Here is a 12,210-nt window from a genome sequence, read left to right on the forward strand (position 1 = left end):
ATGCCGTGTTACGGTCAAGACGTGTTCGTCTTTGCCGCCGCAGTCGCGCTGTGCGCGCTGCCCTTGCGTTTGCATTTTTATCTGGCTGGCTCATGACCGATCACTTCACCCTCACTCTGGCTCACATCCGGGCGCGCATCGATGCCGCCGCGCAACTTGCCAGCCGCGATCCGGCGACTGTGGGCTTGCTTGCTGTGAGCAAAACCTTTCCAGCCGAAGATATCCGCAGTTTTTATGCGGTGGGTCAGCGCGCGTTTGGCGAAAATTACGTTCAGGAATTCACCGACAAAGTCGCGGCGCTGGCTGACTTGGCTGATCTGGAATGGCATTTCATCGGCCCATTACAGCGCAACAAAACCCGCAGCGTTGCGGCCAGTGCGCACTGGGTGCACGCCATCGACCGGCTGATTATTGCCGAACGGCTATCACAACAGCGGCCGAACCAACTGCCGCGACTGAATGTCTGTATCCAGGTCAATGTCTCGGGAGAGGCGAGCAAATCGGGCGTGGCCCCCGAAGAAACGCTGGAACTGGCCCGGCAGGTGGTGGCGCTACCCAATCTGAACTTGCGTGGTTTGATGTGCATCCCCGAGCCGACCCGCGATGAGGCAGCGCTGACGGCCCAGTTCGAGCAGCTACGCCAGTTGCAGGATCAACTTAACGAACAAGGCTATGCGCTGGATACCTTGTCCATGGGCATGTCATCCGACCTGGAAGTCGCAGTGGCGCACGGGGCAACGCTGGTACGAATCGGCACCGCATTATTTGGCGCCCGCCCGAACAAAATGACGGCATAATCGCAGGCGACTGGACCACCATGGCGCCCGACGCCGGTGACCACACCAACAATTCAAAGCTCAGTCAATGGGATACCAAGACACATGAAGATTACCTTTATCGGTGGCGGCAACATGGCTGGAGCCATGATCGGCGGCCTGGTCAGGCAGGGCTTCCCGGCAGATCAGTTGCACGTGGTTGATCCGGAACTGATCAAGCGCGAACAACTGGTCACCCAATACAAGGTGACTGCCTCCGCCCCGGAAGATGATCTCCCCGTCAGCGATGTGGTGATCTTTGCCGTCAAACCGCAGCAATTGCGCCAGGTTGCTCAGGCTGCGTTACCGCGGCTCGGGAACGCACTGGTCGTTTCCATTGCCGCTGGCGTGCGTGCCGAAACCATTTCACGCTGGCTAGGCGGTTACAGCCGCATTGTTCGCGTCATGCCTAATACCCCAGCGCTGGTGCAGGCGGGAATTTCTGGTGTGTACGCCACCGCAGGCGTCTCAAGTGAAGATCGCGCGGCTACCGAAACCATCCTGACTTCGATAGGCAAAGTGGTGTGGCTGAAAGAAGAAAGCGAAATGGATGGCATTACCGCCATTTCCGGCAGTGGTCCAGCTTATGTGTTTTATTTCATCGAGTCTTTGCAGGCAGCCGCCCGAGCACAAGGCTTCGCCCCCGAAGTAGCACGCGAGCTGGCTTATGAGACAGTCGCCGGAGCCATGAAGCTGGCAGCGCAAAGCGAAGATGACGTCGCTACCTTGCGCGTCAAAGTCACCTCCAAGGGTGGCACGACCGAACGAGCCATCAACGCGATGGAAAACAGCCAGGTGCGCGCGACGATTATCGCCGCCACCCAAGCGGCAGCCGCGCGTTCGCGTGAGCTGGGTGATGAACTCGGTCGGGATTCCGAACTCTGAACGGAGGCGTTGCCATGCTATCGAGCACGCTCGAGTTTCTGGTCCGCAATATTGCGGAGTTTTTCATACTGTTGTTGTTGACCCGGTTTTATCTACAAGCAGGGCGAGTCTCGTTCAAGCATCCGATCGGGCAGTTTGTGCTGGCTACGACCAACTGGATCGTGCTGCCAGTGCGACGGGTAATCCCATCCTGGCGCAATCTGGATATGGCCAGCGTGCTGCTGGCGTGGATTTGCGCGTTCCTGATGCACCTGCTGCTACTGGCGATCACGCCGTGGCCATTCATTTTTGGCTCGCCGCTGTCCATCGTCGCCCTGCTGCTGGCAGCCGTGCTGGAATTGGTGAAGATGTCGCTGTATCTGTTGTTCGCCGCAACCATCGGGCAAGCGCTGATGTCGTGGATTTCGCCCTATAACCCGCTGATGCCGATTCTGGAAGGCATTACCGGGCCGTTCCTGCGACCTTTGCGGCGCATGATTCCCACCATTGGCGGGATCGACATCACCCCGCTGATCCTCATTTTGATCATTCAATTGCTGCTGAATGTGGTGGTCGCCGGGCTGGAACCGATCATCTTGCAGAATGTGCGTATCGCAGCGTGAGCTGGTTTGAAATGCAAGAAACCCGGCTGGTGCTGCATCTGCATATCCAGCCGGGCGCAAAACAGACGGAAATCGCTGGATTGTATGGCGATGCGCTGAAAATCCGCCTGGCCGCCCCACCGGTGGACGGCAAGGCCAACGCGGCCTTGCTGGCGTTTATTGCGCAAACCTTCGCTGTGCCGCTACGCCAGGTCAGCCTGAAAGCGGGGGCGGCCAGCCGGCGCAAGACGGTGATCGTTGAAAACAGTCCAATCGACCCCGCGTCTTTGCTAACACCTGGCTAAAGCTGGTGCGGCGATTAACGATCAATCTGCCGGTTTGGGTCCGAACGTGGCTCAATGCGGCGAAAATCCCCTTCAATGATGCCTTCGTCCTGCGGCGCACCAGCCGTAGGTGTTTTTCCGCCCCATGGCAACAGCAGTACCAACGCCACGACGTCACCAATCAACCCCGGTAGCAGCAGCAAGATCGCGGAAATATAATAACGCGCCACCCAGAACAACGACCCGGTGGTAATTCGTCCCTGACGCATGTCGGAGAACAACGACATCGCAACAGCGAGTTTGTGATGGCGTAACATCAGCCCGCCGACAATGGCGGCAATCACCAGCCATGCAATCAGCAAGCCAACGCCAAAGGCTTTGGCGGCCATGATCATGACGACGATTTCGAGCACTGGCCAGGCCAGTAGCGCGAGTAGAAAATAAGGCATGTAGCGATCCGGATGGAAAACAATCGATGAATAAAGCGGTAGTGGTGCTTTGTAATTGCCCCGATCAGCGCGTTGCAGAAATGCTGGCCGACGGGATTATTACTGCGCGCCTGGCAGCTTGTGTGAACCTGCTGCCGCAAATCCAGTCAGTCTACCGCTGGGAAGAAAGAATCGAAACAACCGCAGAAGTTCCTTTATTGATAAAAACCACCAGCGACCGCTATCCCGCGCTGCAATCGTGGCTGGCGGAGCACCACCCTTATGACGTGCCGGAAATCATTGCCTTGCCGGCCCAAGCCGTCCACCCGCTGTATATGGCGTGGCTGGTCACCGAAACACTGGAGAAGTAACGTGCGGCGTTCGCTGTTTGCCCGATTTGTCTCAACCGTCATGCTGGCGGCGCTCGGCCTGATTGCCTTGGCCTGCCCTGCACATGCGGTAGACGAAAAAGATTTGCTGCCCCCCACCCAGGCTTTTCGCGCTTCGGTGGAAAGCGTGGATGCCAATACCCTGAATGTCCACTTTGCCGTGGCTGAGGGTTACTACCTGTACCGTGACCGCATCAAAATCACCAGCCAGCCGGATCAGGCGTTCACGCCCGCTTTCCCGCAAGGCAAACAAAAGAACGACCCCAATTTCGGCAAGGTGGAAATTTATCCGCACAATCTGGATGTGCGACTGGTTAGCGACAAACCCTGGCCCGCCAGTCCGCAACTGACGGTGCGCATGCAAGGCTGTGCCGAAGTAGGCGTGTGTTACCCGCCACAAACCGTCAAGCTGACTACGGCCGCGGACAATGCCTCGCACATGGACAAACCCGGCCAGCCAAATCAGTTAAACCAATTGTTTGGCGCGGCCACTGGCAGCACTGCCCTTGCAGCCAATTCGGGGGCAGCGGATGACGGAGGACCTGGCGGTTTTTTTCGCGCTAGCCTGGCCGCCACGGTCGGGCTGTTCTTCCTGGCCGGAATCGGGTTATCGCTGACCGCCTGTATGTATCCGCTGCTGCCGATTGTCTCTGGCATTGTGATCGGCCAGTCGCAAGGGCGCTGGAAAGCATTCGGGCTGACCTTTGTTTACGTGCAAGGTCTGGCGCTGACCTATACGGTGGTTGGTATCGCTGCGGCGAGCACGGGCACGCTGCTTACCGTGCAATTGCAGTCATCCGTCACTGTGATCGTCCTGACCCTGTTTTTTGTGGTGATGGCGCTGTCGATGTTCGGCTTGTTTAACCTGCAAATGCCCGGCGGCTTTCAGAGCAAAGTGAACAATTTTGCCAACCGCATGCCCGGCGGCAAGCTCGGTCCTGTGTTTGTGATGGGTATTTTGTCCGCACTGCTGGTCGGCGCCTGCATGGCCCCGCCGCTGTTTGGCGCGTTGGCGTATATGGCCAAAACGGGCGATATCGGTCTGGGTGGCGGTGCGCTGTATGCGTTGGGACTGGGCACTGGCGTGCCATTGCTGCTCATCGGCGCATTTGGTGCCACCGTTTTGCCGCGGCTGTCGGGTAACGCGATGCGCAACGTGAAGCGCGTCTTTGGCGTCATTCTGTTGGCCACTGCAGTCTGGATCAGCCATCCGCTTTGGCTCAAATCCGCCAATGGCGACTTCCAGAATGTGAGTTCGATTGCTGAACTGGATGCAGCGGTTGCCGCAGCGCATGGCAAACCGGTCATGCTGGATTTCTACGCCGACTGGTGCGTCTCTTGTATCGAGTTTGAACGTAACGTGTTGCCAGACCCGGCAGTCAAAGCCGAGTTGGGCAAGTTTGTGCTGCTACGTGCTGATGTCACCAAAAACACCGCCGATGATGCCGCGTTGCTGAAACAATTCGGCCTGTACGGACCGCCGGCCATGCTGTTCTATAACCAGCAAGGCCAGTTGCAACGGCATCGTGAAGTGGGCGAACCCAAAGCGACCGATTTTGCTGCCCTGTTGCGAGAACTCGCTCAAGGAAACAATCCACAATGACAATCCTGAGAACCGGGCGCGTACTCGGCGCCGTTGCACTTTCCCTGTCGCTGCTGGCCAGCGCAGCCTGGGCCGACTCAGCGCTGGATACGTCGCTGAAAGACCTGCAGGGCAAGCCGCAAAAGCTCTCGCAGTGGAGTGGCAAACCGATGGTGATCAACTTCTGGGCGCCGTGGTGCGGGCCTTGCCGGGAAGAAACGCCAGATCTGGTGAAGCTGCACAAAGCCTATGGCAACAAGGTGCAGTTTGTTGGCGTGGCAATTGACGAGATCGCCCCGGTGACGCAATTCACCAAGCAGTATCAGGTCACTTATCCAACCTTGCTGGGTGACGGCGACGCACTGGAGTTAATGTCAAAACTGGGCAATGTGCAGGGCGCGCTGCCGTTCACCGTCGTGATTGATCCGCAAGGAAAAATCACAGTCAAAGACTTGGGACGGGTAAAGCCGGACGCGATGAAAAAGACCCTGGATGGTCTGCTGGGCAGCAAAAAGAATTAACAGATGAAATAGTATCAAGCCCCAATATGAAGCCGCCTTGCATTGCAAGCGCGGCTTCATTTGCTTCATTCAGTCACTGGTGTGCATTTGGCATATCTCAGCCAGAAAATCCGCAAAACACGTCCCGCAGCATGGCAATCACTTCCAGCGTCCGGATATCACCAACGCGATAGAACACGCGATTGGCGTCTTTACGCGTGCGCAAAACGCCTTTTTCACGCATCAGCGCCAGATGCTGGGAAATATTCGATTGCGTGGTGCCAACCTGATCGACGATTTCCTGCACGCTGACTTCGCCTTCGCCCAGCACACAGAGAATTTTCAACCGCAACGGATGTGACATCGCCTTCATGGCGCGGGAAGCCTGATCGATATGCTCGTCGGTCATCAAGGTGTTAGGGTTATCCATTGTCCTCGGTTCTTTGGCAGCACAGCCGCCAGTATGAAATTGCGGGTTGATACGATTACGCAGTGCCGGAATACTTACGCAGCAAAGTAATTCCAATAGGATAGAATATCTAACCACCTTTGGAACCCTACCGCAACGCCCGACTACGAGGCATTTGCGATTTACGATAAGGCTTTTGCTGCAGAATGAACGCCGCCACACCCAGTAAGGTAAAACCGGTTCTTCTTCTTATTCTTGACGGCTTTGGCTATCGCGAAGAAACACAAGACAACGCGATTGCTGCCGCAAAGAAACCCAATATTGACCGTCTGCTGGCCCAATACCCCTGGACCACCATCAATGCATCCGAGCAATTTGTCGGTTTGCCAGCAGGCCAATTCGGCAACTCCGAAGTCGGTCACTTGAATATCGGTGCTGGTCGCGTACTGCAGCAAGATATCAGTCGTATCGACTGCGATGTCGCCGACGGCAAACTGGGCCTGAACCCAGTATTCGCGCAAGCGATCGAAATCGCCAGGCATGAACACAAAACACTACACATTCTGGGCCTGGTCTCTGATGGCGGCGTGCATAGCCACGAGTCGCACATCCACGCTCTGATCACCGATGCCGCAGCAGCTGGCGTCAAACAGATTCACGTTCACGCGTTCCTGGATGGCCGTGATACGCCACCACGCAGCGGCGTAGCTTACCTGGAAAAACTGCAACAAGTCTGTGATGCAGCTGGTAGCGCGCGCATCGTATCGATTACTGGCCGCTACTGGGCAATGGATCGCGACAAGCGTTGGGAACGCGTAGTTGAAGCCTGGAACGTGATCGTTGAGGGCAAGGGCTTGTACCAGGCAGCAACGGCACTCGATGGCCTGCAAGCCGCTTACGACCGTGACGAGAACGATGAGTTCGTCAAAGCCACCAGCATTGGCGCGCCAACCCGCGCGCAAGATGGCGATGTGGTGGTGTTCATGAATTTCCGCGCTGACCGTGCGCGTGAAATCGCCGTGGCGCTGACTGATCCAGCCTTTGACGGCTTCGCCCGCGCGCGCCAGATCAACTGGGGATACTTCTGCACCGCCACGATGTATGCCGAGGCGTATTCCTTCCCGGTGGCCTATGAAAAGCCCAAGGTTTCCAACAGCTTTGGCGAATACGTCGGCCAGTTGGGTCTGAAACAACTGCGCATTGCCGAGACTGAAAAATACCCGCACGTGACGTATTTCTTCTCAGGTGGCGAAGAAAAAGAATTCCCGGGCGAAGACCGCATCCTGGTGCCGTCGCCCAAAGTCGCCACTTATGATCTGCAACCGGAAATGTCCGCACCTCAAGTGACTGACAAGATTGTCGAGGCCATCGAATCCGGCCAGTACGCAGCGATTATCTGCAATCTGGCCAACGGCGATATGGTCGGTCACACCGGTGTGTTTGATGCGGCAGTGAAGGCGGTAGAAACGCTGGATGCCTGTGTCGGCCAGTGTGTTGAGGCCATGCTCAAAGCGGGTGGCGAAGTAGTCATTACTGCCGACCACGGCAACTGCGAAGTGATGTACGACCACCGTGTGCACCAGCCACATACCCAGCACACCACCGACGTGGTACCTTTCATCTACGTTGGTCGTCCGGCAACCATGGCGCCACGTGGTGAATACGCACTGAAAGACATCGCGCCGACTTTGCTGGCTATCATGGGCCTGCCGCAACCGGTAGACATGACCGGCAAATCGCTGGTGACTTTCGCCTGACCCACTGCAACTGACTCTATAGCCTGACTAAATCCGACTCGTGCCGAGCCGCAGCTTGATACTCGCAGGTTTCTTTTTTGCCGCCGCAGCCACTCTGGCTTCGGCGGCGCCTGCCGTATCTACTGTCAGCCCTGCCCCGAAACAGGACAAGCAGGAAAAACAGAGTGAGTTGCAGGATTTGCGTGGCCAGATCGATCAGCTCAAGCACGATCTGGCTAACAACGAATCCCACCGCAAAGATGCAGCAGATGCTTTGCAGCAGTCGGAAAAAGCCATTTCCGACGCCAATCGGGTCCTGAATGATCTTTCCAGCCAGCGCCAGCTCACCAGCGCGCAATTGGCGCAAATGGAAATCGACATTGGCAACACCCGCAACAGCATTCGCGATAGCCAGAAGCGTCTGGCTGGCCTGCTCAACAGCCGCTATCGCACCCGCGAACTGGAAGCCTGGCGGCTGGTGCTCAATCAGCAAGATCCCAATCAAACCAGTCGCGAGTTGACCTACTACCGCTATCTGACTGCCGCGCAACAACAACTGGCGCAGCAGTTACAGCAGCAACTGGATCAGCTCAACGAAGTTTCTGACCGGATTCGCGAGAAAAACGACGAACTGCAGGAACTTGCCCGGCAAAAAGCCGCCCAAAAGGCCGAGTTACTCAACGATCAGCAAGAAAAGCAGCAGGTGTTGAGCAGCCTTTCCCAGCAGATCAATAGCCAGCGTAACCAGATCGGCAAATTGCAGGCCGATGAAAAGCGCATGACTACGCTGATTGCCCGGCTGGATGCCATCATCAAGCAACAAGAATTAAAGCGGGCGCAACAGGAAGCAGCTCGCAAAAAGGCCGAAGCCCAGCGTCTGGCGCGTGAAGAAGCAGCGCGCCGTAAACAGGCTGCCAATGCGGCGAAAAACAAGAATCAGGCTCAACCAGCCAATAACGTCAACAGTGATACAACCGCACAAGTCAACCCAACGCCAGCCCCGGATACCGCGCCAGCGCAGGACAAGGTCACCCGCCAGAACACAGTAGAGCCGGATGCCAGCCTGTCTGGTCAGCAGTTCGCTGCGCTCAAGGGGCGTTTACGCCTGCCACTCAAGGGCGACGTAATCGGCCGGTTTGGCACACAACGCGCAGAAGGCGCGACCTGGAAAGGCGTGTTTATCCGGGCAGCCAGTGGCCTGCCGGTGAAGGCGGTCGCTACCGGTCGGGTGGTTTTTGCCGACTGGCTGCGTGGCTTTGGCAACATGATGATTATTGATCACGGTGGCGGCTATATGAGCATCTATGCAGCCAACGAAAGTCTGCTGAAACGGGTTGGTGATACCGTCAACGCAGGCGACACCATTGCTACAAGTGGCAACAGCGGTGGCATGGGGGATTCGGGCGTATACTTTGAAATCCGCCAGCACGGAAAACCGCTGGATCCGCTCTCCTGGGCCGGATAGCCGTTAACATGACACAAACACCCGTTATTTGGAGCTATTGAATGCCCAGCCTGAAGAAACCGGCCCACAAGCCGGCCAGCAAAATGCAGAAAATTGCACTCGTACTTGCCGGCATTGGCCTTGGGGTCGCGCTGAGCTTGTCGTTCACTGCGGTGGCAGACAAAGATGCCAGCGCCAATCCACTGCCAGTGGATGAACTGCGCGCGTTTTCCACGGTGTTTGGCCTGATCAAACAAAGTTACGTCGAACCGGTCAGTGACAAAAAACTGATCGACAACGCCATCAAGGGCATGGTTTCGGGTCTTGATCCGCATTCGGACTACCTGGATGCAGACGCCTTCAAAGATTTGCAAGTCAGCACGCAAGGCGAGTTTGGCGGTCTGGGTCTTGAAGTGAATATGGAAGACGGCCTGGTCCGCGTGGTTTCGCCGATCGAAGACACTCCAGCCTTCAAGGCGGGTGTGAAGCCAGGCGACTACATCGTCAAGATCGATGACACCCAGGTTCAGGGCATGTCGCTCAATGACGCCGTCAGCAAAATGCGTGGCAAGGCGGGCTCCACCGTCACGCTGACGCTGTTGCGCAAAGGCGAAACCAAGCCTCTGATCCTGCCGCTCAAGCGCGCCATCATCAAAGTGCAAAGCGTGAAGTCGGTACTGACTGAACCAGGCTACGGCTATATCCGCATTACCCAGTTCCAGGAACGCACAACCGAGAACCTGGCCACTGCGCTGGGCGATCTGTACAAGCAAAACAAGGGTCCGCTCAAGGGTCTGGTGCTGGATCTGCGTAACAACCCCGGCGGCTTGCTGAATTCCGCCGTGGGTGTGTCTGCCGCGTTCTTGCCGCAAGGGGATCTGGTGGTTTACACCGAAGGCCGTACACCGGACTCCAAAGTGCGCCTGACTGCTGATCGCTCCAACTATCAGCGCGATGATGCCAAGAGCGATTACTTCAAAGATCTGCCCAAAGACGTGAAAACAGTGCCGATCGTGGTACTGGTGAACGGCGGTACGGCATCGGCTTCGGAAATCGTCTCCGGCGCGTTGCAAGACCACAAACGGGCGTTGGTCCTGGGTACGCAATCGTTCGGTAAGGGTTCGGTGCAAACCGTGCTGCCGATTGACGCTACCTCGGCACTGAAGATCACAACCGCACGTTACTTCACGCCAAATGGCCGCTCCATCCAGGCCAAGGGCATTACGCCGGATATCGAAGTGGCAGAAGCCACAGTGGCCGGTCGTGGCGACTTCAGCGGTCTGGAAGTGCACGAATCCGATCTTGAGCACCATCTGGACAATCCGACAGATAAAGATGCCGGCAAACCCAAGCCCAAAGACAAGGACACCACGCCAGCGATCAAGCTGAACGCAGCACCTGTAATCAAACCACAGGCACTGACCGCCAGCGAAGCCGATAGCGAAGGCCCACGCCAACTAGTTTCGAAGAACGACTACCAGTTGCAACAGGCTCTGAACGTGTTGAAGGTGCAGCAACTGTTGCAAAACAAGGGCGCGCCAGTCGCACCGGCTGCTTCGGCACCGGTTGCAGCGAAGTAAACGGTTCGCGCTCTGCCCCAAAAACCCCGCTATATGCGGGGTTTTTCTTTGGCGGTGTTGTATTGGCCTATGCCGTTTGCAAGTTCAGCGATGCAAAATTGCGCCAAAGCGCCTAAGCTAAAGCCATCGACGCCAGTAACGGGAAGTTTTGCCATGACGTCCGCCCACACGCCACCCGAACGCCAGAAAACACATGACATCGTGTTTCACGTCCTGCCCACAGATCAGGCAGTGCAGGCGGCTCGCCTGCTTGGCCGCATCCCCGGCGTAGTGGTGCAGCCGCACGAAAGCGAACGTCGCGTTACCGTTCACTACGATGTGCTGGAACATACGCTACTGGAGCTGGAAACCTGGTTGCAAAGCGGCGGATTTCATCTGGACGGCAGTATTCTGCAAAAGATCAAGCGGGCTTTGATCCATTACACGGAAGACGTTCAGCGCGATAATACGCAAATCCCCGAGCATCCCACCAAGAGTCGTGAAGTATTCGTCAAGGCGTGGGAACACCACTTGCATGGCGACCATGACGATACGCCTGAAGAACTGCGGCGCTATCTGTAACCGGCAATTGCATTGGGGATCACACTGATCCCGACCGCACATCGAACGGGGCTTTGGCCCCGTTTTCATTGATCCATACCCTATGACCCAGTCCATAAACATCGCAGCAGTGCCTGACCTGAACGACAACCAGTTGCTGCGCTACAGCCGCCATATTTTGCTGGATGAGATTGGCGTGGAAGGCCAGGCAAAGATCAGTGCCGCCAAGGTACTTGTTGTGGGCGCCGGTGGTCTGGGTGCGCCCGCAGCCCTTTATCTGGCCGCCGCTGGCGTGGGCTCGCTCACCATTGCCGATGCTGATGAGGTTGACCTGACCAACCTGCAGCGGCAGATCATCCACAGCCAGGATCGCATTGGCTGGAACAAGGCCCAATCTGCCGCGCAAACGCTGGCTGCTATCAATTCCGAAATTCACATCACGCCACTTGGTGAGCGGCTGGCCGGCGAACGACTGCTAGAACTCGTACGGGGGGCGGACCTGGTACTCGATTGCTGCGACAATTTTGCCACCCGCCATGCAGTGAACCGCGCTTGCGTCGCTGCGCGGGTGCCACTGGTCTCAGGGGCCGCCGTGAGCTTTGATGGTCAGCTCACCACCTTTGATGCACGCGACGCCACCAACCCGTGTTATCACTGCCTGTTTGGCGAAGAAGGCGACGCCAGCGACAGCCCGTGCGCCACATTTGGCGTGTTCTCACCGCTGACCGGCATGATCGGCACGGCGCAGGCGGCAGAAGCACTCAAACTCATTACCGGCGTCGGCAAACCGCTAATTGGGCGCTTGCTGCTGCTGGATGTGCGCAATATGGCATGGCGCGAGATGCGCTACAAAAAGGACCCGGCCTGCCCGGTGTGCGGTATTTCTCACACCGCAGCCTGAAAAATAATTCTTTACAAGCATTTTTGATCCAGGGCATAGTTAAAAGCATGAATACGCAAATCCAGCACCCTTCTGTTGCTAGCTTTTATTGGTGGTATCGCTTCTAACTGGCGGCCACGCGTATCATTTTGACTAT

Annotated in this window: 14 protein-coding genes; 12 read left to right on the plus strand and 2 right to left on the minus strand. The window is 56.8% G+C overall.

Annotated features, from left to right (window positions below; translation table 11 throughout):
• Window positions 1-92 precede the first annotated feature (92 nt).
• The 4 genes from P4L78_RS21945 to P4L78_RS21960 all read left to right on the plus strand — a co-directional run bounded on the left by P4L78_RS21945 (window position 93) and on the right by P4L78_RS21960 (window position 2,586).
• Window positions 93-797 (plus strand): YggS family pyridoxal phosphate-dependent enzyme, encoded by a 705-nt coding sequence (locus tag P4L78_RS21945; protein ID WP_309330746.1) that lies wholly within the window; start codon window positions 93-95, stop codon window positions 795-797.
• A gap of 84 nt (window positions 798-881) precedes the next feature.
• Window positions 882-1,700 (plus strand): pyrroline-5-carboxylate reductase, encoded by an 819-nt coding sequence (proC, locus tag P4L78_RS21950; protein WP_309330748.1) that lies wholly within the window; start codon window positions 882-884, stop codon window positions 1,698-1,700.
• A 14-nt stretch (window positions 1,701-1,714) separates the two neighbouring features.
• Window positions 1,715-2,302 (plus strand): YggT family protein, encoded by a 588-nt coding sequence (locus P4L78_RS21955; RefSeq protein ID WP_283148129.1) that lies wholly within the window; start codon window positions 1,715-1,717, stop codon window positions 2,300-2,302.
• Window positions 2,299-2,586 carry a DUF167 family protein gene (locus P4L78_RS21960; protein WP_309330750.1) on the plus strand — a complete coding sequence of 96 codons (288 nt, stop codon included), beginning with the start codon at window positions 2,299-2,301 and terminating at the stop codon, window positions 2,584-2,586. The genes P4L78_RS21955 and P4L78_RS21960 overlap by 4 nt, the downstream gene beginning before the upstream one ends.
• Window positions 2,587-2,600: 14 nt before the next feature.
• Here the strand turns inward: P4L78_RS21960 and P4L78_RS21965 are convergent, their stop codons facing one another.
• Window positions 2,601-3,014 (minus strand): FxsA family protein, encoded by a 414-nt coding sequence (locus P4L78_RS21965; protein WP_283148127.1) that lies wholly within the window; start codon window positions 3,012-3,014, stop codon window positions 2,601-2,603.
• A 26-nt stretch (window positions 3,015-3,040) separates the two neighbouring features.
• On the opposite strand from P4L78_RS21965, the gene cutA reads away from it, so the two are divergent.
• Genes cutA through P4L78_RS21980 form a run of 3 tightly spaced genes read left to right on the plus strand, consistent with a single transcriptional unit; the run spans window position 3,041 to window position 5,485 of the window.
• Window positions 3,041-3,364, plus strand: coding sequence for a divalent-cation tolerance protein CutA (cutA, locus tag P4L78_RS21970; RefSeq protein ID WP_283148126.1), 324 nt, complete (start codon window positions 3,041-3,043; stop codon window positions 3,362-3,364).
• A 1-nt stretch (window position 3,365) separates the two neighbouring features.
• Complete coding sequence (gene dsbD / locus P4L78_RS21975; protein ID WP_309330752.1) at window positions 3,366-4,985, plus strand: protein-disulfide reductase DsbD; 1,620 nt, start codon at window positions 3,366-3,368, stop codon at window positions 4,983-4,985.
• The gene (locus P4L78_RS21980) at window positions 4,982-5,485 is read left to right on the plus strand and encodes a TlpA disulfide reductase family protein (protein WP_309330754.1); all 504 of its coding nucleotides are present in this window, start codon (window positions 4,982-4,984) and stop codon (window positions 5,483-5,485) included. The genes dsbD and P4L78_RS21980 overlap by 4 nt, the downstream gene beginning before the upstream one ends.
• Before the next feature lie 97 nt (window positions 5,486-5,582).
• Here P4L78_RS21980 and P4L78_RS21985 read toward each other — a convergent pair whose 3' ends face one another.
• Entirely contained in the window at window positions 5,583-5,894 is a 312-nt protein-coding gene (locus tag P4L78_RS21985) for a helix-turn-helix transcriptional regulator (protein WP_283148123.1), read from the minus strand.
• Between the two features lie 185 nt (window positions 5,895-6,079).
• Here P4L78_RS21985 and gpmI point away from each other — a divergent pair, with 185 nt between their 5' ends.
• The 5 genes from gpmI to P4L78_RS22010 all read left to right on the plus strand — a co-directional run bounded on the left by gpmI (window position 6,080) and on the right by P4L78_RS22010 (window position 12,074).
• On the plus strand, window positions 6,080-7,630 hold the full coding sequence (gene gpmI / locus P4L78_RS21990) for a 2,3-bisphosphoglycerate-independent phosphoglycerate mutase (RefSeq protein WP_309330756.1): 1,551 nt from the start codon (window positions 6,080-6,082) through the stop codon (window positions 7,628-7,630).
• A gap of 55 nt (window positions 7,631-7,685) precedes the next feature.
• On the plus strand, window positions 7,686-9,074 hold the full coding sequence (locus P4L78_RS21995; protein ID WP_283148121.1) for a murein hydrolase activator EnvC: 1,389 nt from the start codon (window positions 7,686-7,688) through the stop codon (window positions 9,072-9,074).
• Between the two features lie 41 nt (window positions 9,075-9,115).
• Complete coding sequence (locus P4L78_RS22000) at window positions 9,116-10,633, plus strand: S41 family peptidase (RefSeq protein WP_309330758.1); 1,518 nt, start codon at window positions 9,116-9,118, stop codon at window positions 10,631-10,633.
• Between the two features lie 153 nt (window positions 10,634-10,786).
• Entirely contained in the window at window positions 10,787-11,194 is a 408-nt protein-coding gene (locus P4L78_RS22005; RefSeq protein WP_309330760.1) for a hypothetical protein, read from the plus strand.
• Window positions 11,195-11,276: 82 nt separating this feature from the next.
• Window positions 11,277-12,074 (plus strand): molybdopterin-synthase adenylyltransferase MoeB, encoded by a 798-nt coding sequence (locus P4L78_RS22010; RefSeq protein ID WP_283148118.1) that lies wholly within the window; start codon window positions 11,277-11,279, stop codon window positions 12,072-12,074.
• Window positions 12,075-12,210 lie beyond the last annotated feature (136 nt).

Origin of the sequence: Silvimonas sp. (assembly GCF_031291215.1) — a bacterium.
GTDB classification, from domain to species: domain Bacteria; phylum Pseudomonadota; class Gammaproteobacteria; order Burkholderiales; family Chitinibacteraceae; genus Silvimonas; species Silvimonas soli.

Excerpts from the sequence above, each read along its gene's own strand:
- P4L78_RS21945 (WP_309330746.1), top strand. The coding sequence starts at position 93 with ATGACCGATCACTTCACCCTCACTCTGGCTCACATCCGGGCGCGCATC.
- P4L78_RS21980 (WP_309330754.1), top strand. The coding sequence starts at position 4,982 with ATGACAATCCTGAGAACCGGGCGCGTACTCGGCGCCGTTGCACTTTCC.
- P4L78_RS21985 (WP_283148123.1), bottom strand. The coding sequence starts at position 5,894 with ATGGATAACCCTAACACCTTGATGACCGACGAGCATATCGATCAGGCT.
- P4L78_RS21955 (WP_283148129.1), top strand. The coding sequence starts at position 1,715 with ATGCTATCGAGCACGCTCGAGTTTCTGGTCCGCAATATTGCGGAGTTT.
- P4L78_RS21965 (WP_283148127.1), bottom strand. The coding sequence starts at position 3,014 with ATGCCTTATTTTCTACTCGCGCTACTGGCCTGGCCAGTGCTCGAAATC.
- gpmI (WP_309330756.1), top strand. The coding sequence starts at position 6,080 with ATGAACGCCGCCACACCCAGTAAGGTAAAACCGGTTCTTCTTCTTATT.
- P4L78_RS22010 (WP_283148118.1), top strand. The coding sequence starts at position 11,277 with ATGACCCAGTCCATAAACATCGCAGCAGTGCCTGACCTGAACGACAAC.
- P4L78_RS22000 (WP_309330758.1), top strand. The coding sequence starts at position 9,116 with ATGCCCAGCCTGAAGAAACCGGCCCACAAGCCGGCCAGCAAAATGCAG.
- proC (WP_309330748.1), top strand. The coding sequence starts at position 882 with ATGAAGATTACCTTTATCGGTGGCGGCAACATGGCTGGAGCCATGATC.
- P4L78_RS22005 (WP_309330760.1), top strand. The coding sequence starts at position 10,787 with ATGACGTCCGCCCACACGCCACCCGAACGCCAGAAAACACATGACATC.
- cutA (WP_283148126.1), top strand. The coding sequence starts at position 3,041 with ATGAATAAAGCGGTAGTGGTGCTTTGTAATTGCCCCGATCAGCGCGTT.